The following is an 18,312-nucleotide window of genomic DNA, read 5'->3' on the forward strand; positions in this document are numbered from 1 at the left end:
AACGTGCGAGGAACCAGACCGGTCCCGGTCCTTACATTGCCGCGTGCCGTCGTTCGATCGCATCCCAGATCAGCCCGGCGGTGTCGCTGCCGTTGAACTTGTCGATCGCGACGATACCCGTCGGCGAGGTGACATTGATCTCTGTCAGCCACTTGCCGCCGATCACGTCGATGCCGACAAAGACAAGGCCACGACGCTTGAGCTCGGGCCCCATGGCGGCGCAGATTTCCTCTTCGCGCTCGGTAAGCGTGGTCGCTTCGGCATGACCGCCCTGCGCGAGATTCGAACGGAACTCACCTTCGCCCGGAAACCGATTGATTGCGCCCGCGAATTCCCCATCCACGAGCACGATCCGCTTGTCGCCTTCGCTGACTTCGGGAAGGAAAGGCTGGACCATGTGCGGCTCGGGCCAGGTCTGGTCGAAGACTTCCGACAAGGCCGAGAGATTGGTGCCATTCTCGTCGATCCGGAAGATCGCCTTGCCGCCATTGCCATGCAGCGGCTTGACCACGACCGAACCATGTTGCCGCTGGAAATCGCGCAGGTCATCGAGATGCCGCGCGACCAGGGTGGGCGGCATGAAGCGGGCGTAATCGAGCACGAACATCTTCTCGGGTGCATTCACCACTTCGCGCGGGTCGTTGACCACCAGCGTCGTGCCCTTCAACCGGTCGAGCAGCAGCGCGGCGCTGATATAGCCGAGGTGGAATGGCGGATCCTGCCGCATCAGCACCACGTCGATGTCGTGCGCCAGATCGATCCGCCGGCGTTCTCCCGCAGTGAAATGCTCGCCCTGCACGCGCTGGACGGTGACCGGCGCGGCATGCGCGGTAATCCGGCCCTGCGGGGTGCCATCGCTTTCGTAAGCGAGGCTGGCGACATCGTAATGCCAGATTTCATGCCCCCGCGCCTGCGCGGCCATCATCAGCGCAAAAGAGCTGTCTCCCGCGATGTTGATGCTTTCGAGCGGGTCCATCTGGACGGCGACTTTGAGAACCATGCTGAATCCTTGCCTAGGGCTGCCACGCATTGGCGATGTGGCGAGGGAAGCTGCCCGGTGCAAGCAGGATCACGTCGATGCGAATGTCTTCCCCGGCGGTGGCATAACGATGCCCGATGGCCTCGACCGCCGCGGCCACGCGCGACAATCGATACTCGTCGATCGCATGATCGAGATCGGCGGCCCTTCGCCGCCACTTCACTTCGGTAAAAGCGATTATGCTGCCACGTTTGGCCACCAGATCGATCTCGCCTGCGGATGTTCTGACCCTGCGATCGAGAATTTGCCAGCCTTTCGCGCGAAGCCACAGCGCGGCGCGGGTTTCGCCTTCGCGGCCGCTGCGCTCGGCACGCTGCCGCTTCATCCCGCGCGCAGTTCCATGGCCCGCGCGTACAAGGTCTTGCGATCGACCCCGGTGACCTTCGCAACCTGCGCCGCTGCCTGCGAGGGCTTAAGCGTCGTCAGCGCTTCGGCCAGCAGTGCATCGGCATCGGCTTCGCTGGCGATCAGTTCGGGTGGCGGACCGATAAGAAGGACGATTTCGCCCTTGGGTGGATGCGCTTCGTAATAGGCGATCAGGCCGTGCGGCAGGCCGCGCCGCAATTCCTCGTGCAGCTTGGTCAGTTCGCGCGCGATGGCGACATCGCGATTGGGGAGTACGTCGCCGATCGCAGCCAGAGCCTTCGTCAGGCGTGGCGCGGTCTCGTAGAAGACCAGCGTGGTGTCGATGTCGGCCAATTCCGCCAGCACCTCGCGCCGTGCCTTGTCCTTGCTTGGCAGGAAACCCGCGAACAGGAAACGGTCGTTGGGTAGCCCGCTCAGCGCCAATCCGGCTACTGCGGCGCAAGCCCCCGGCAGCACGGTGACGGGAATACCCTCGGCACGGCAATCGTTGACGAGGCGATAACCGGGATCGGAAACCATCGGGGTACCCGCGTCGCTGACGAGTGCGACCGCACGATCGCGCATCGATTCGACCAGCCTGCCGCGATCGCGATGCTCGCTATGGTCGTCGTACCGCCACAGCGGTTTCGATATCCCCAGGTGCTTGAGCAGCTTGCCCGTCACGCGGGTATCCTCGCACGCCACGCCGTCGCAGCGCTTAAGAATGTCGATTGCGCGCAACGTGATGTCCCCAAGGTTGCCGATCGGCGTGGCAACGATATAGAGCCCGGGAGTTAGGGCAGTTTCGGGTAGGGTCGCATCGGTCACCCTCACCCCATGAACCATGAGAGAGGGACGCGGCAAGATGAAGCGCTGGACTTTCGACCGTCGGGCAATGGTAACCGTGGGCCTCGCGGCCCTGCTGGGCGCCTGTTCGGTCATTCCAAAGGGCGCGGAGCGTCCCGGACCGGTGGACACTCCCACCCCCGAACCGACGCAGAGCCTGCCGAGCGACGAGACCCGTCATCGCATCGCTCTGCTGGTGCCCATGTCCGGCCGCAACGGCGCGGTCGGGCAGTCGATCGCGAATGCCACGACCATGGCGCTGCTCGACACGAATGCCGACAATCTGCGGATCACAACCTACGACACGGCGAAAGGCCCCGAAGCGGCAACCCGGCAGGCGATCGCCGAGGGCAACAAGCTGATCCTCGGCCCGCTGCTGGGTTCGAATATCGCTTCGGTGACCGCCCCGGCGCGTGCGGCGGACGTCCCGGTGATCTCCTTCTCGAACGATACCGGTGCAGCGGGACCCGATGTGTTCATCATGGGCCATGTTCCCGAGCAGTCGATTGCGCGCACGATCCAGTATGCGCGTACGCAGGGCTCCCAGAACTTCGCCATCATCGCACCCGACGGCGAATACGGTGCCCGCGCCGAACAGGCCGCGCGCAGCGCGGTCGCGGCCTATGGTGGTAACCTGGTCTGGACCGAACGTTTCACGCGCGGAAACACCTCGATCGTAAGCGCAGCCGAACGGCTCAAGGCGCATGGCGGCTTTGACACGGTACTGATTGCCGACGGCGCACGCCTCGCGGCGCAAGCAGCCCGCGTGCTCAAGTCGGACGGGAATGGTACGACGCAATTGCTCGGCACCGAACTATGGAGCGGCGAAGGGTCGGTGACCCGCGCTTCGGCGCTGCGCGGCGCCTGGTTCTCCGCCGTGTCGGACAATCGCTACAAGCGGTTCGTGGACAGCTATGAAGCCCGCTTCGGCAGCCAGCCCTACCGTATTGCGACGCTGGGATACGACGCGGTGCTGCTGACGCTGCGCGTCGCGCGCGATTGGCGGGTCGGTCGCGATTTCCCCGATGGAGCGCTGCGCAACGAGGACGGATTCCTCGGGCTCGACGGCGCGTTTCGCTTCCACCGCAATGGCCTGGTCGAACGCGCTTTCGAGGTGCGCGAAGTGCGCGATGGATCGGTGGTGGTCATCGAGAACGCGCCGGCACGGTTCTGAGCGGCGCGGATAACCCGTCGGGCGCGCTTGTGACCGACGGGGAGCGCACGATATAGCTGCGACCATGTCCGACGATCTGTTCGAAAACACGCCCACCTCCAGCGGCGATTACGATGCCTCCTCGATCGAGGTTCTCGAGGGGCTCGAGCCCGTGCGCCGCCGCCCGGGGATGTATATCGGCGGGACCGACGATCGCGCGCTGCACCACCTCGTTGCCGAAGTGCTCGACAATGCGATGGACGAAGCCGTCGCGGGTCATGCCACGCGGATCGAACTCCGCGTGGAAGAAGGCAATCGGATAACCGTTGCGGACAACGGCCGCGGGATTCCGGTGGACGAGCATCCGAAATATCCGGGCAAGTCGACGCTCGAAGTCATCCTCTCCACGCTCCATTCGGGCGGCAAGTTCTCGGGCAAGGCCTATGCGACCAGCGGCGGCCTGCACGGCGTCGGCGTTTCGGTGGTCAATGCCTTGTCGAGCGATACACGGGTCGAAGTCGCGCGCGACAAGCAGCTCTACGCACAAAGTTTTTCGAAAGGGCAGACGCTCGGACCGATCGAACAGCTCGGTCCCACTCCCAATCGCCGCGGCACCACGGTCAGCTTCGTTCCCGACACCGAGATCTTCGGCGAGCGCCAGTTCAGTGCCAAGCGGCTGTTCAAGCTGGCGCGGTCGAAGGCCTATCTCTTCGCCGGGGTCGAGATCCGCTGGAAATGCGCCGAAAGCCTCGCGGGCGACGATGTGCCCGCCGAAGCGGTGTTCAAATTTCCCGGCGGGCTTGCGGACCATCTGGCCGAACAGCTCGGCGGGCGCGAATGCGTGACCGCCCAGCCCTTCGCCGGCAATCAGGACTTCCCCGAGGAAGCGGGCCGCGTGGAATGGGCGATCGCCTGGCCGCTCTATTCGGACGGTTCGACAAGCTGGTACTGCAACACCGTGCCCACCCCCGATGGCGGAACGCACGAACAGGGCCTGCGCGCCGCACTGGTCAAGGGCTTGCGCGCATTCGGCGATCTGACGGGAGTCAAGAAAGCGAAGGACCTGACCGCAGACGATGTGATGACCGGTGCGGAAGTCATGCTGAGCGTGTTCATCCGCGATCCGCAGTTCCAGAGCCAGACCAAGGACCGCCTGACGTCGCCCGAGGCTGCCCGGCTCGTCGAAAATGCGGTGCGCGACCATTTCGATCACTTCCTCGCCGACAATATGGACCGCGGCAAGGCATTGCTCGGGCAGGTGATGGAGCGGATGGACGAGCGGCTCCGGCGCAAGCAGGAACGCGAGATCAAGCGCAAGACCGCGACCAATGCCAAGAAGCTTCGTCTGCCGGGGAAACTCACCGATTGTTCGGGTGAAGGCGAAGGTGAAACCGAGCTCTTCATCGTCGAGGGGGACAGCGCAGGCGGGAGTGCCAAGCAGGCGCGCAACCGCAAGACACAGGCGATCCTGCCGATCCGCGGCAAGATCCTGAATGTCGCCAGCGCCACTGCCGACAAGATCCGTGCAAACAGCGAGATCGCCGACCTGACGCTCGCCATGGGGTGCGGGACGCGCAAGGATTGCGACCCCGAAAACCTGCGCTACGACCGGATCATCATCATGACCGACGCCGATGTCGATGGCGCGCATATCGCCACGTTGCTGATGACGTTCTTCTTCCAGGAAATGGCCGAAGTCGTGCGCGGCGGGCACCTCTATCTCGCCCAGCCCCCGCTCTATCGCCTGACCGCGGGCAAGGAGAGCCGCTACGCCCGCGACGACGCACACCGCGCCGAACTCGAAGCCACGGTGTTCAAGGGAAAGAAGGTCGATGTCGGCCGCTTCAAGGGCCTGGGCGAAATGAATCCCGCGCAATTGCGCGAAACCACGATGAACCCGGACACGCGCAGCCTGGTCCGCATCACCCTGCCGCAGGAATTCGAACAGCGCGCGGTGGTGAAGGAACTGGTCGACCAGTTAATGGGGCGCAACCCCGAACACCGGTTCAATTTCATCCAGAACAATGCCGGTGACATGGATCGCGATATGATCGACGCCTAGTCGGCGCTTTCGGTATGTACATGCAGCTCGCCTTCGAGCGTGCGATGTACGGGACATTTGTCGGCGATTGCGATGATCCGCTCGCGCTGCTCGGCGTCGAGCGCTTCGCCTTGGACCGTAATCCTGCGATGCAGCGCCTGCATCTGCTTGCCTTCCGCCATCGCCTCCGCATGGTCGCAACGCGTCGCGTGCTCGCGTTCGTGCGTGACCTCGACGGTTACGCCTTCGAGCGGCCAGCCCTTGCGATCGGCATACATTTTCATCGTCATCGCAGTGCAGGTACCCAGCGCGGCATTGAGCAGGTCGTAGGGCGTAGGCCCGGTATCGTCGCCGCCATAGCTGCGCGGTTCATCGGCGATGAAACGGTGGCTGGTGGTATGCACCTCGGTTCCGAACTTGCCGTGGCCCGTCTTGGCGACCACGCCTTCGGCGGGCAGCGGCCAGTCCTCGCGCATGGGCAGATAGCGACTGGCCCAGGCAGCGATCACTCCCGCGGCGAAACGCGCATCGGCATCATCCAGTAGCAGATGATCCGCCCCCTCGAGGCTGACAAAGCTCTTCGGATGGCGCGCCGCGCCGAACAGCGCGCTGGCATTCTCGATTCCGACCACGGCATCGGTTGGCGAATGCAGGAACAGCAGCGGGCGCTTCAGCCGCCCGACTTCCTCGAGCAGGTCGATATTCTCGACTTTCGCGAGAAAGTCGCGGCTCAGCGCGAAATCGCGGCCACCGATGGTCACGGTGCCCTCGCCGTCGCGATGGATGGCCTCGATATCGCCCTCGATCCGTTGCAACACATGCGGAACATCGCTGGGGGCGCCGATCGTGGCGATCGCGGCAACCTTGTCGAAGCCGAGATCGTCGGCCGCAGCCAATACCGCCGCCCCGCCGAGACTGTGGCCGACCAGCAGGATCGGTTGCATGAATCGTTCGAGCAAAGCCTCGGCTGCAGCAACGAGGTCGGCAACATCGGTGGCGAAGCCGGCCCGGCCGAATTCGCCCTCGCTGTCGCCAAGCCCAGTGAAATCGAACCGCAGGCAGGCGATGCCCTCACCCGCCAATGCCCTCGCCACGCTGACCGCGGCCCGGCTTTGCTTGGTGCAGGTGAAGCAATGCGCAAACAGCGCCGCGCCGCGCACCAGCCCGGTAGGCAACTCGAGCGATCCGGTCAGCGTATGGCCCGCATCGGTGATGATGGAAATCGATTCGGTCGGCATGAAAGCTCCCTCGGTAGGTCTTCGCTCAACGGCCCCTTGCACGAGCGGTGCCCGGTCCCTAACGCTTGCGTCAAGTTGCAAGGGAAAACCGATGACCGAACCCACCCGTTTCGAAGGTACGAAATCCTACATTGCCACCAACGACCTCAAGGTCGCGGTCAACGCGGCGGTGACGCTGCGCCGCCCGCTGCTCGTCAAGGGCGAGCCGGGCACCGGCAAGACCGTGCTGGCGCATGAGATTTCGAAAGCGCTCGATGCGCCGCTGATCGAATGGAATGTGAAATCGACCACCAAGGCGCAGCAGGGCCTGTATGAATATGACGCCGTCGCCCGCCTGCGCGATGGCCAGCTGGGCGACGAGCGCGTCCACGACATTTCGAACTACATCAAGAAGGGCAAGCTGTGGGAAGCCTTCACCTCCGAGAAGCTCCCCGTCCTGCTGATCGACGAAATCGACAAGGCCGATATCGAGTTTCCCAACGACCTGCTGCAGGAACTCGATCGCATGAGCTTCGACGTTTATGAGACGCAGCAGCGGATCGAGGCCAAGGAACGCCCGATCGTGGTCATCACCTCGAACAACGAGAAGGAATTGCCCGACGCTTTCCTGCGCCGCTGTTTCTTCCACTATATCAAGTTTCCCGACACCGAGACGATGCGCGACATCATCGAGGTGCACTTCCCCGGCATCCAGAAGACGCTCGTCACCAAGGCGATGGAAGTGTTCTACGAAATCCGCGACGTTCCGGGTCTGAAGAAGAAGCCGTCGACCAGCGAATTGCTCGACTGGCTCAAGCTGCTGCTCAACGAAGACATGCCGCTTGAAGTGCTGCAGGACGCCAATCCCAACGCCGCAATCCCGCCGCTGCACGGTGCGCTGCTCAAGAACGAGCAGGACATGATGATGTTCGAACGCCTTGCCTTCATGGCCCGCCGGCAAAGCTGATCCGCTGCAGCCAGACCGGGAAAAGGGGCGCGTGCCAGAACCGGCATGCGCCCCTTTTCGTTTCAGCGGCTCGATCAGTCGAGACTGTAGGCCAGCTCGAAATCGCCCCAGCGGCGGCCGTTGATGAACAGCGGCACATAGACATTGCGCACGACAAGGTAATTGCGGCCGTCGCCTTCCTGGCGATAGACCGCCATCATATAGGGGTCGGTCTGCTTCTTGGCCTTCTTGTCGATCGTGTAGAGCATGATGCGCCCGTTGCGACAGTGCTTTGTGTCATGCGTCAGATCGCCTGTCGGTGCGCGCGAATGTTCGGTGACATGCGTGGGCAGGAAGCCGTTGGTGTCCGATTGCGAGCACATGATCACCGGACGGCCCGAATTGCTGACCGCATCGTTGAGCGGACGCCAGTGCGCATCGGCCCAGTCGCTCAACCCGGTACGGAACAGCGGCGGGTTGGTGCCCGGGACCTGCCGGTATTCGCGATCGAACAGGGCCTCCATCGAAAGCTCGCCCGAAGCGATCGCCTCCTCGGCCGCCGCGACGACCTGCGCGGCGTGTTGCTGCGCCTTTTCGACCATCGCGCTGTCCTGCGGTGACAACCCGGCCTTGACCAGCTTGTCGAACATGTCGCTGGCGATCAGTTCGAGATCTTCCATCCGATCATGCGCGGTGGCGAGCTTGCTTTCGTTCTCGCTTACCGCGCCGTCGAAATCGCCGAGCACGTCCTGCACCCGGTGGACATGATCCGAAATCGTGGCGGTGTTGCGCGCGATGAGGTCCTGTTGACCATCGACTTCGGTCAGCAGTTCGGTGACGCTGCGCATCGTGTCCTCGATCGAACCGACCGAGTTCTTCGCCTGGCTGCTTGCCGCGGCGCCGCTCTCGATCTTCTCGATCACCAGATTGGCTTCGTTGCCGAGGGTATCGATCGTCCGGCCGATTTCCTCGGTCGCCTTGCGTGTCTCGCTGGCGAGCGACTTCACTTCATTTGCGACAACCGCGAAGGTCCGCCCCTGCTCGCCTGCGCGCATGGCTTCGATCGTGGCATTGAGCGCGAGGATATTGGTCGTCTCCGCGATCTGGTCGATTTCCTGGCTCGACCGGCGCACCTGGTCCATCGCCGCGGCAAAACCGGTGACATGCCCGGTCAGCGTCTCGACCAGACTGAGGAGATTGCCGATCTCGTTCAGCGAATTGCTGATCATCATCGAACCGTGGTTGAGCCGTTCGATTGCCCGTTCGGACAGCAGACGGGCCTCGTCGCTGGCCTCCAGAACCTTGCGCTGGTCTTCGTCCAGCGCGGTCACCGTACCCTGCAATTCGACATATTCGCTGCGCAGGTGCCCGAAGGAATCGATTACCCCCTGAACGATCCCGGCCACATCCGAACAGCCCACGGTTACCTTGCCGCAGGCCTCCGGAATCTGGTCGAGGGCCGACGCGCCTCGAGCATCGATGCTGCCCATTTCCATAAGTTGCTAGACCCCCTGTATATTCTGACCCCACACCCTTACCCGCCGATGGTTAGCGCGAGGTAAAAAAGGTTTCGATTCACGCACTGGTGCAGCCCGCCCGCACGCGCTAGACCCCTGTCCATGTTCTTCAATTTCGTCGACGAGCTCCGCTCGGCGGGCATTCCCGCGAGCTTCAAGGAACACCTCACGCTGATCGAAGCGCTCGATCGCGACGTGATCGAGCAGTCGCCCGAGGCGTTCTACTACCTCAGCCGCTCGACGTTCGTGAAGGATGAAGGCCTGCTCGACCGGTTCGACCAGGTTTTCCAGAAGGTCTTCAAGGGGATCCTGAGCGACTACGGGCAGAACCCCGTCGATGTCCCCGAAGACTGGCTCAAGGCGGTGGCGGAGAAATTCCTTTCCGATGAGGAAATGGAAAAGATCAAGTCGCTGGGTGACTGGGACGAGATCATGGAGACGCTGAAGAAGCGCCTCGAGGAACAGGAAAAGCGCCATCAGGGCGGCAATAAGTGGATCGGCACCGGTGGCACCTCACCCTTCGGCAATTCGGGCTACAACCCCGAAGGCGTGCGGATCGGCGGCGAAAGCAAGCACAAGCGTGCGCTCAAGGTGTGGGACAAGCGCGAGTTCAAGAACCTCGACAGCACCAAAGAACTGGGCACGCGCAACATCAAGATGGCGCTGCGCCGCTTACGCCGCTTTGCCCGCGAAGGCGCGCAGGACCAGCTCGATCTCGATGCCACGATCGAAGGCACCGCCAAGCAGGGCTGGCTCGACATCCACATGCGCGCGGAGCGGCGCAATGCGGTCAAGCTGCTGCTGTTCCTCGACGTCGGCGGTTCGATGGACCCCTTCATCAAGCTGTGCGAAGAGCTGTTCAGCGCAGCAACCGCCGAATTCAAGAACCTCGAATTCTTCTACTTCCACAACTGCCTGTATGAAGGCGTGTGGAAGGACAACCGCCGTCGCTGGCAGGAACGCACCAAGACGTGGGACGTGCTCCACAAATATGGGCATGACTACAAGGTGATCTTCGTCGGCGATGCCGCGATGAGCCCGTATGAAATTACGCACCCGGGCGGCAGCGTGGAACATATGAACGAGGAAGCCGGGGCGACCTGGATGCAGCGGCTGACCAACACCTATCCTGCCACGGTCTGGCTCAATCCCGTGCCCGAGAAGCAATGGAGCTATTCGCAGTCGACCAAGGTGATGAAGCAGCTGGTCAACGACCGGATGTATCCGCTCACACTGGACGGTCTCGATGACGCGATGCGCGAACTGAGCCGCAAGAACGGCGCCTGATCAAGCCGGTTGTAGTGCCGCAGGGGGCCTGCCGGCAACCTGGGGGGACTTGAAAACGTTGTTGTGATATCCTTCGGACAATTGTTGGAGGATCGCGATGATTAAATTTCTTGCCTCACTGGCAGCACTGTCGGCACTTGCCCCGGCGGCGGCGGTGGATCCGGCGCCCGGAGCCCTGCCTGAAGCAGTCGTTCCCGAGGCCACGTTGCGCGTCTTGCCCACTGATCGGGAAGCAACCGCCGCATGCGAGGACCAGCTCCGTCCAGCGAACGCCGAAGCGGTAGAGCCGGCCATCGAAGACGAGGCTGACGCCAGGCCCGGCTATCCCATGAGGCCGGTGATGTACCACGAGAATGGCTGTCCACTCTTGGTCATGTTTACCGGGCGAACGAAACCGATCCCCGAACTCCCGGACGTTCCGACGATCATCCGCTAGTCCTTCTGGTCGAGTTCTTCGTTGAGACGCAGCGAACAGCGCCAGAAGAAGAAGGCCGGGACCAGTCCCAGGAAAGTCGCACCATAGAGCACATAGCGCACGCTGTCTTCGCCATAGGCTGGCTGGAGCAGGTCCGACAGGATACCGAAGAACAACGGCCCGAGACCAAGCCCGACAAGGTTCTGGAAGAACAGCAACACCGCCGCGGCGATGGCTCGCGCACGCAGCGGGACGAGGCCCTGCACGCTTGAATAGGTCGGTCCGTAATAGAGCGAATTGCACAATGTCGGGACGATCAGCAGGACGAGCGCCAGCATCCAGTTGTCGCTCCAGAAGGCCAGCAGCGCGAAGGGAATGGTCACCACCATGCCGACCGCCGGCGCGGTGAGCACGTGGCGGCGGTTGGTCGAACCGAAGCGGTCCGCAAGATATCCGCCCAGCACCGTGCCCGCGATACCGGCACCGCCGTTGACGACCCCGAACCAGAACCCCGTTTCGCCCGGGGTCAGCCCATGCGTGCGCTGGAAGAAGATCGTGATCCAGGTGATCTTGCCATAGGCAAGGAACGCAGCGGCCGAGCCGGCTACCAGCAGCAGGACGAAAGCGCGCGAACTGAACATCGCCTTGAGGGCCGTGCCCATCGGCATTTGTTCGGTACCCTGCTGTGCGGCGCTGGCATGCACCATTCCGGTCCTTCGCGGATCCTTGAGCAGCATGAACACGATGACGGCGAGCGCGATTCCCGGAAGGCCGACGATTAGGAACGCGTTGCGCCACCCCACCGTGTCGGCAAGCAGGCCACCGATGAGCATGCCCAGCAGCGTCCCGATCGGGATACCGAGCGCATAGAAGGCAAGCGCCGAAGCGCGCTTGGCGGGTTCCACCATGTCCGCGATCAACGAATGCGCCGGCGGTGTGCAACCCGCCTCGCCTACCCCCACGCCGATCCGCGCGAGCAGCAGCTGGATGAAGTTCTGCGCCAGCCCGCACAGCGCGGTCATCGCCGACCAAATCGCCAGCGCGCCGCCGATCAGCCACGGGCGGTTGGTCGTTGCCCGGTCCGAGAAACGCGCAATCGGCAGGCCGAGCACGGTGTAGAACAGCGCGAAGGCGAGACCGGTCATCAGGCCGATCTCAGTATCGCTCAGCCCCAGTTCGAGCCTGATCGGTTCGGCAAGGATATTGACGATCTGCCGGTCGATGAAATTGAAGATATAGACGACCAGCAGGATCCACAGGGTAACCCTGACCGATCCGCCGGTCTGCCGTGCTGCCGCAGTCGCCATTCAAAACTCTCCCGAAGCGCGGGTATGCCCGTCACTTTCGGCCAAGCTCTCTGACTCGCACCCTTACGTCAAGGGCGTTGATCGAAAATCGAATAAAGGGTTGGGCGAAGATTGTCTTCAGCGCGCGCTGTCTACCGCGGTGAATAGCGCGGCGATCTGCGCTTGCTCGATTTCTTCGAGCTCCGGTCGCCAAACGTCGAACAACAGAACCAGCCTGTCCTTTGCGGAATGGTTCCAGGCTTCGTGTTCGATCGTGTCGTCGAACGCGATCAGTTCACCGAACCGCCATTCCCGCTTCTGCGACCCCAGCCTCAGTGCACCGTCACCCGGGACGATAAGCGGCAGATGGCAGATATAGCGCGGGTTGAGCATGCCGTGATGCGGCGGGATCCGTTTTCCTGCCTTGAGCAAAGACAAGAGCAGCGTGGGCGCACGGTTCGGGATCGTGCAGACCGGCACTTCCTCTGTAATGGTTTTGTAGGCCACCGGTGCGTGGCGGACATGGTCATCGACCGGTTCGCCCTTCTCTATGAGATCGAGTGAGCTCCAGTCGTCATTATCCAGCATTCCGTGCATATCGCCCTGGGCGCGGTCGGCTTCGGCCTGTACGTAAGGCTTGAACGATCCCGATCCCGCAAGCAGCGTGCGTGCCTCTTCCGCGATTTGCTCGACCTTTCCCTCGACGGCTTCTCGCCATGCGAACTGCTTGGTATCAGCGAACTCCACATGTGGCAGTCCCGGATAGTAGTAAACGCTTGGCATTGCCGGGTAAGTCCGGTTTTCGGCCGGCCTCTCGGCAACACCTACCATCATGGCGATCGATTGGGCGAAACGCGGGTGCCAGTCGGCCCGCGAATGCCCCGAACTGGCGAGGGATCCGACCAGATGCCGGACAAACTGCTGCTGGATGTCCTGCATCGCACGGATGGCCCGCTGGGCTTCCCGTCCGTCTGCAGGCCGCCCACTCTGCGCGACCGACACCGCCATCCCGAAGAATGATCCCGCTGCGCGCAATTCTCCCAGGCCGAAGTGGTGGTCACCCTTGGCCATGAGGGCAACGAAGTCATATTCGTCTCGTGCCAGTCTCTGATCGGCCTCGGCGATCGTCATCGTGGGCGTAGCGGTGGTTGGCATGTTCGATCCCGTTCCGAGTGTAACGGTGACATTCCGCTAGCAAGAGGGTCAGGTCAAGCATCCTCCGGGGGGCCGAAAGCGTCCATCAGCGGATCGATATGATCGCGGTAATTGCGCCAGCGACCCGAGGAACCCGTGTAAAGCGGCTCCCGCACCTGCCATGCGCTCGCGGTGCGGACCTGACCTTCTCCCCTATGCGGGTTCAGGCAGGCATCTTCCCACTCCAGCCGGAGGAACCCAAGCAGCCGCTCAATCTCTTCACGTGAATCCGTGACGAGGCGATCGTAATCCATCACGTAGATGTCATGCGGGAAGGTGGATTGCCAATGCGCGGCTAGGCGCTCGTACTGGTCATACCAGTGCGCCACGCTATCCAATGACGACGCATAGGTCAGTTCGGGCGCAAGATGCGCGAAGAAAACCGAGAGGCAATTGTCGAATGGATTGCGCCGCGTGAGGACGACTTTGGCGTTTGGGAACATGCGCTTGATCAAGCCGACATGGAGAAAGTTGTCGGGTCGTTTGTCGGTCAATTGCCTCCCCCCCAACCCCATGACCTCGATTGCATCGCGATACTGCGAACGCAGTTCCGCGTAGAATGCTTCCGGGCAGCCGGTGAGCGAAGTCGGGTAGGGTTGCAGCCGGTTTCGAACCAATTGCGGGAGGATCGGGAGTTCGCCCCCAGCGGAAACCCGGCTGTGCGAAGAGATAATACGCTCCGCCAGGGTCGAGCCCGAACGGAACATGCCGCAAATGAAGATAGGCGGCTCGTCGCAATCGCCCGCCTCGGTCCGTACCGTGCTGTCGAACTCCTCGATCAGGGCATCGACGAAGCTGCAGGCCGCCAGCGGGTCATAGGCGTGACGTGCGAGCGCACGGCTGGCCTTGTTGGCCTCGGCGTAGGCCGAGAATGCCAAGTCGAACTGCTTCGCCTGATCGAGAGCCCGACCGAGTGCGAAACCTACGTCGGCGCGCTCGATCGGCGTCAGGCCGTGCCGCGAAACAGCGGCGGAAAGGCGCGCAATCAGCGGGTCGTTCGGATCACTAATCCGAGTGACTTCCGCGACGCGTGTTAGCGCGAGAATATTCCTTGGCTGGAGCGCGAGCGCTTTCGCGTAGGTCGCTTTGGCAGCTTTCCGATCGCCTTCGTCCTCGAACAGATTTCCCAGGTTGAGCAGCGCAGGGACGAATTCCGGATTTATCGCGAGTGCCGATTCGAGCGATGCGCGTGCCGCCGCAGTATCGAGGAGATCGTCGCTCAGCACCACCGCACGGTTGAGATGCACCTCTTCGGGGTTGCACACCCCCGCCTCGAGCGCTCGGTCATAGGCTGCAAGCGCATCGTGGGCGCGGCCGGCTTGGCGCAACAGCAGGCCGAGATTAAGCCAGTCATCCGGGCGATCCGGATCGATCGCCAGCACCTCTCGGTAGGCCTGTAAAGCGGCCTCGAAGCGCGAGGCGCGATACAACGTGGCCGCGCGACGCGACAGCGCGTCGGCATCGACCGCCATTATCCGTAGATTAGGTGCGGGGCGATGGTCTCGCGCCAGCTGGCCTCGTCCGCGCTTGCGAGCGTGTCGAGATCGTCGGGATGGGCCTCGCTGTCGTCGACCCATTCGCGGAGCGCGGGGCCGCCGTTGATCACGTCGATCGCGAGTCGGTCGTATTCGTACTCGTAGGCGAAGTCGCGCCACAGCGGATAGTCGGGATAGAGGCTGCGGATCGACTTGAAGGCGAGCGCCTGCAACCGCCATGGGCGGAAAGCGTGATGGTCGTAGAACTGCCCTTCGGCATGCACCATCAGCCCGTTGCAAAGCGTCCCGGCGTGCTTGTGGAATGTCGGCTCGAACCAGCATTCGCGGATCGCGCAGCCGCGCATCCATACAGGTGCCAGACGATCCATTTCGGCCAGCACCGCCTTGGCATCGACATCGGGCGCGCCGAACAGCACTTCAAGCGGACGCGTCGTTCCGCGGCCCTCGCTCAGACTGGTGCCCTCGAGCATGACAGTGCCGGCATAGGCCCGCGCCATGTTCAGGCCGGCGGCATTGGGGCTCGGGTTGATCCAGACGCGATCCTCGGGCCATCCGTATCCGGGAGCCTTGCCGGGCGACCAACCGCGCATTTCGACGACTTCGAGTTCGACATCGAGCTTGAAATGGTCGACGAACCAACGCGCCATCTCGCCCATGGTCATGCCGTGACGCATGACCATCTCGGCCGCGCCGACGAAGCTTTCCTGCCCCGCGCGCAAGAGTGTGCCCTCGACCGGGCCGCCCGCGGGGTTGGGCCGATCAAGGACCCATACAGCCTTGTCCGCGCGCGCTGCTTCCTCGAGCAGGTAAAGCAGCGTCGTCACGAAGGTGTAGATGCGGCAGCCGAGGTCCTGCAGGTCGAACAGGAAGACATCGGCGCTGTCCATCATCCGCTCGGTCGGGCGGCGCACTTCGCCATAAAGGCTGAAGACGGGAATGCCGTATTGCGCGTCGATCTCGTCGCCGGTCTCGACCATATTGTCCTGCTTGTCGCCCTTCAGCCCGTGCTGCGGCCCGAAAGCCGAAGTGACGTTCACCTCGCGGGCAACCAGCGCGTCGAGCGAGTGCACGAGCCCCGCGGTGACCGATGCCGGATGGGCCACCAGCGCGACACGGCGCCCCTCGAGGCGCTTGCGCAGATCTTCTTCGGTGATGAGCCGATCGATGCCGAATTTCATGCCGCGCTCGGTGCCGCAAGCTGCGCAGCGAAGCAAGCCGGATCGTGGAAATCGGGTGCATCGCCGCCGTGCGCCAGTGCCCAATAGCTCTTCCGGCCCCCGCTTTCCTCGATCACGCAGGTCACGCCCATGGCGGATTGCCCCGACGGCAGACCCCCACGTGGAATAGCCGCGTCGAAGATCGCAAAGCGACTGCCCGCGCGCATCGTGCAAACCGGCTCACGCGGAAGGGCGCGCTGCGCCATGCCCGTCCGGGGCGCAGAGAAATCATACGCGGCCCAGCGCTCCGAGGGGGAAAGATTGAATTCGCAATAGGCGCTGCCGCCATCGGGCTGGAGAAACAGTTCGAAACAGGTGGTCTGCCACAAGCCGTCCTCGCGCCGCTTGCCCGCTGGCACGGGCAGGACAAGTTCGCTCGCCGTCTCGATCCGCCAACGCAGACCCAGCCAGTTGGGATCGTCATGGGTGATCCGCGCTTCGATGGCGGTGACCGCCAACGGGGGATGCGCCTCGTGCGGTTCCAATCGACAGACTTGCATGCCGCCTCCTAGCTGCTAGCTGGCGCTGCGTCATGACCAACTACAATTCCGATCTCCTGCGCGTTCTCGATGAGCGCGGCTACATCCACCAGCTTACCGACGCCGAAGGCCTCGACAAGCTCGCCGCGGCGCAGATCGTCCCGGGCTATATCGGCTTCGACGCCACTGCGCCCTCGCTTCATATCGGCAGCCTGGTCCAGATCATGATGCTGCGGCGGCTGCAACAGACGGGCCACAAGCCGATCGTGCTGATGGGCGGCGGGACCACGCGGATCGGCGATCCCACGGGGCGCGACGAGAGCCGCAAGATGCTGACCGACGAGACCATCGCGGACAATATCGCCGGGATTCGCACCGTCTTCGAGCGCCTGTTGACGTTCGGCGACGGACCGACCGATGCGGTCATGGTCGACAATCAGGACTGGCTCGGCGAGTTGGGCTATATCGAGATGCTGCAGAAGGTCGGCACGCATTTCACGGTCAATCGCATGTTGACCTTCGATTCGGTCCGCCTGCGGCTTGAGCGCGAGCAGCCGATGACCTTCCTCGAGTTCAATTACATGATCCTGCAGGGCTACGATTTCCGCCATCTGGCGCAGGAAATGGGCGTGCGCCTGCAGATGGGCGGCAGCGACCAGTGGGGCAATATCGTCAACGGGATGGAACTCGGCCGCCGGATGGATGGCAGCGACCTGTTCGGGTTGACCACGCCGCTGCTGACCACCGCGGATGGCGGCAAGATGGGCAAGACGGCCTCGGGGGCTATCTGGCTCAACGAGGCGCAGCTGCCGAATTACGACTTCTGGCAGTACTGGCGCAATGTCGACGATCGCGATGTCGGCCGCTTCCTGCGGCTGTTCTCCGATCTTCCGCTCGACGAGATCGCACGCCTCGAAACACTCGAAGGCGCCGAGATCAACCACGCGAAAACGGTTCTCGCCAATGCGGTAACCACACTCGTTCGGGGTAGCGAGGCTGCGACGACCGCCGAACGCACTGCGGCCGATACCTTCGCCGGCGGTGGAGCAGGCGAGGACCTTCCGACGCTTGAAATCGGGGAGGACGGCATGCGTATCGGCGCGGTGCTTACTGCACTGGGTTTCACTGCTTCCAACGGCGAAGCCAAACGGAAACTGGCAGAAGGTGCCGTGAAGCTCGATCGCGTGGCGGTCACCGATCCCGGCCACCTCGTCACAGTGACTGCGGGAACCGAGGCGAAGCTCAGTCTCGGCAAGAAAAAACACGCGATCATCCGCCGCTGAACTGCAGCGGAAGGAACGCGACACGGTAAATCACGTATAGAGGTTTACCAATTCGCAGCCTTTTGGGTGCAAAGCGTTTACCCAGTTCCAATCGCGGAGGATCGCCAGCCATGACTGTCGGAGCACAATTGAGCGTCACCGATCAGCGGCGGATGGCCCGGCACCCGGTCGACCATCCGGTGATTGCCGAGCATTTCGGCAAGGGCGACGTTCGCCTGCACATCGCGAACATTTCCGCGAACGGGTTCATGATCGACAATGCCGAAGCGATCGGCCGCGGCGAGCGCGTTATCGTCCGGCTGCCGGTCATCGGCCGCATCGAGGCCTATTGCATCTGGGTACGCGACAACCGTGCGGGCTTCCAATTCGAACGGATCATCCGCGTCGACGATTTCCTCGCGATGATCGACACGCTCCAGCCCAATCCGCGCTTGCGCAAGATGCGCTAAGCCGCAACGCCTTCTACTAGAACGAGAAGCAGGCTCGTCTTCACAAGTGGAGGCGGGCCTGTCATGCGTCCGGCGTGACCGAGACCACCCTCCCCGACGCCG

Annotated in this window: 17 protein-coding genes; 7 read left to right on the top strand and 10 right to left on the bottom strand. The window is 62.9% G+C overall.

All coding sequences use genetic code 11. From position 1 onward, the window contains the following. Window positions 1-31: 31 nt before the first annotated feature. The 3 genes from gshB to rsmI are packed head-to-tail and all read right to left on the bottom strand — an operon-like array spanning window position 32 to window position 2,230. Window positions 32-1,000 (bottom strand): glutathione synthase, encoded by a 969-nt coding sequence (gene gshB / locus FHS69_RS02705; protein ID WP_166776345.1) that lies wholly within the window; start codon window positions 998-1,000, stop codon window positions 32-34. Between the two features lie 13 nt (window positions 1,001-1,013). Next, entirely contained in the window at window positions 1,014-1,364 is a 351-nt protein-coding gene (locus FHS69_RS02710) for a YraN family protein (protein WP_151885822.1), read from the bottom strand. After that, the gene (rsmI, locus tag FHS69_RS02715) at window positions 1,361-2,230 is read right to left on the bottom strand and encodes a 16S rRNA (cytidine(1402)-2'-O)-methyltransferase (RefSeq protein ID WP_166776346.1); all 870 of its coding nucleotides are present in this window, start codon (window positions 2,228-2,230) and stop codon (window positions 1,361-1,363) included. The genes FHS69_RS02710 and rsmI overlap by 4 nt, the downstream gene beginning before the upstream one ends. A 19-nt stretch (window positions 2,231-2,249) precedes the next feature. Here rsmI and FHS69_RS02720 point away from each other — a divergent pair, with 19 nt between their 5' ends. Further along, the gene (locus tag FHS69_RS02720; protein ID WP_166776348.1) at window positions 2,250-3,404 is read left to right on the top strand and encodes a penicillin-binding protein activator; all 1,155 of its coding nucleotides are present in this window, start codon (window positions 2,250-2,252) and stop codon (window positions 3,402-3,404) included. A 64-nt stretch (window positions 3,405-3,468) separates the two neighbouring features. Further along, window positions 3,469-5,445, top strand: a complete 1,977-nt coding sequence (gene parE / locus FHS69_RS02725; protein ID WP_094063098.1) for a DNA topoisomerase IV subunit B — start codon at window positions 3,469-3,471, stop codon at window positions 5,443-5,445. On the opposite strand, the gene FHS69_RS02730 is transcribed toward parE, so the two are convergent. Further along, window positions 5,442-6,662, bottom strand: a complete 1,221-nt coding sequence (locus tag FHS69_RS02730) for a bifunctional alpha/beta hydrolase/OsmC family protein (protein ID WP_166776350.1) — start codon at window positions 6,660-6,662, stop codon at window positions 5,442-5,444. The genes parE and FHS69_RS02730 overlap by 4 nt on opposite strands. Before the next feature lie 91 nt (window positions 6,663-6,753). Here FHS69_RS02730 and FHS69_RS02735 point away from each other — a divergent pair, with 91 nt between their 5' ends. Continuing rightward, window positions 6,754-7,608 carry an AAA family ATPase gene (locus FHS69_RS02735; RefSeq protein WP_166776352.1) on the top strand — a complete coding sequence of 285 codons (855 nt, stop codon included), beginning with the start codon at window positions 6,754-6,756 and terminating at the stop codon, window positions 7,606-7,608. A gap of 74 nt (window positions 7,609-7,682) precedes the next feature. On the opposite strand, the gene FHS69_RS02740 is transcribed toward FHS69_RS02735, so the two are convergent. Next, window positions 7,683-9,077: a methyl-accepting chemotaxis protein gene (locus FHS69_RS02740; protein ID WP_243844509.1), complete on the bottom strand. Its 1,395-nt coding sequence runs from the start codon at window positions 9,075-9,077 to the stop codon at window positions 7,683-7,685. Window positions 9,078-9,206: 129 nt separating this feature from the next. On the opposite strand from FHS69_RS02740, the gene FHS69_RS02745 reads away from it, so the two are divergent. Continuing rightward, the gene (locus tag FHS69_RS02745; protein ID WP_166776356.1) at window positions 9,207-10,391 is read left to right on the top strand and encodes a vWA domain-containing protein; all 1,185 of its coding nucleotides are present in this window, start codon (window positions 9,207-9,209) and stop codon (window positions 10,389-10,391) included. A 97-nt stretch (window positions 10,392-10,488) separates the two neighbouring features. Further along, complete coding sequence (locus FHS69_RS02750; RefSeq protein WP_166776358.1) at window positions 10,489-10,827, top strand: hypothetical protein; 339 nt, start codon at window positions 10,489-10,491, stop codon at window positions 10,825-10,827. Here FHS69_RS02750 and FHS69_RS02755 read toward each other — a convergent pair. From FHS69_RS02755 to FHS69_RS02775, 5 genes are all read right to left on the bottom strand, one after another. After that, complete coding sequence (locus FHS69_RS02755) at window positions 10,824-12,113, bottom strand: spinster family MFS transporter (RefSeq protein ID WP_166776359.1); 1,290 nt, start codon at window positions 12,111-12,113, stop codon at window positions 10,824-10,826. The genes FHS69_RS02750 and FHS69_RS02755 overlap by 4 nt on opposite strands. 117 nt (window positions 12,114-12,230) lie before the next feature. Continuing rightward, the gene (locus tag FHS69_RS02760; protein ID WP_166776361.1) at window positions 12,231-13,223 is read right to left on the bottom strand and encodes an aspartyl/asparaginyl beta-hydroxylase domain-containing protein; all 993 of its coding nucleotides are present in this window, start codon (window positions 13,221-13,223) and stop codon (window positions 12,231-12,233) included. A 77-nt stretch (window positions 13,224-13,300) separates the two neighbouring features. Continuing rightward, complete coding sequence (locus FHS69_RS02765; protein WP_166776363.1) at window positions 13,301-14,758, bottom strand: tetratricopeptide repeat-containing sulfotransferase family protein; 1,458 nt, start codon at window positions 14,756-14,758, stop codon at window positions 13,301-13,303. Next, the gene (locus FHS69_RS02770; protein WP_166776367.1) at window positions 14,758-15,960 is read right to left on the bottom strand and encodes an exo-beta-N-acetylmuramidase NamZ family protein; all 1,203 of its coding nucleotides are present in this window, start codon (window positions 15,958-15,960) and stop codon (window positions 14,758-14,760) included. Before FHS69_RS02770 ends, FHS69_RS02765 begins: the two co-directional genes overlap by 1 nt. Next, entirely contained in the window at window positions 15,957-16,457 is a 501-nt protein-coding gene (locus FHS69_RS02775) for a DOMON-like domain-containing protein (protein WP_341801655.1), read from the bottom strand. Before FHS69_RS02775 ends, FHS69_RS02770 begins: the two co-directional genes overlap by 4 nt. Window positions 16,458-16,531: 74 nt before the next feature. On the opposite strand from FHS69_RS02775, the gene tyrS reads away from it, so the two are divergent. Further along, window positions 16,532-17,761 (top strand): tyrosine--tRNA ligase, encoded by a 1,230-nt coding sequence (gene tyrS / locus FHS69_RS02780; protein ID WP_166776371.1) that lies wholly within the window; start codon window positions 16,532-16,534, stop codon window positions 17,759-17,761. 110 nt (window positions 17,762-17,871) lie between these two features. Beyond that, window positions 17,872-18,210: a PilZ domain-containing protein gene (locus FHS69_RS02785; RefSeq protein WP_067466797.1), complete on the top strand. Its 339-nt coding sequence runs from the start codon at window positions 17,872-17,874 to the stop codon at window positions 18,208-18,210. The last annotated feature ends 102 nt before the right edge of the window (window positions 18,211-18,312 follow it).

Origin of the sequence: Qipengyuania flava (assembly GCF_011762005.1) — a bacterium.
Lineage (GTDB): Bacteria > Pseudomonadota > Alphaproteobacteria > Sphingomonadales > Sphingomonadaceae > Qipengyuania > Qipengyuania flava.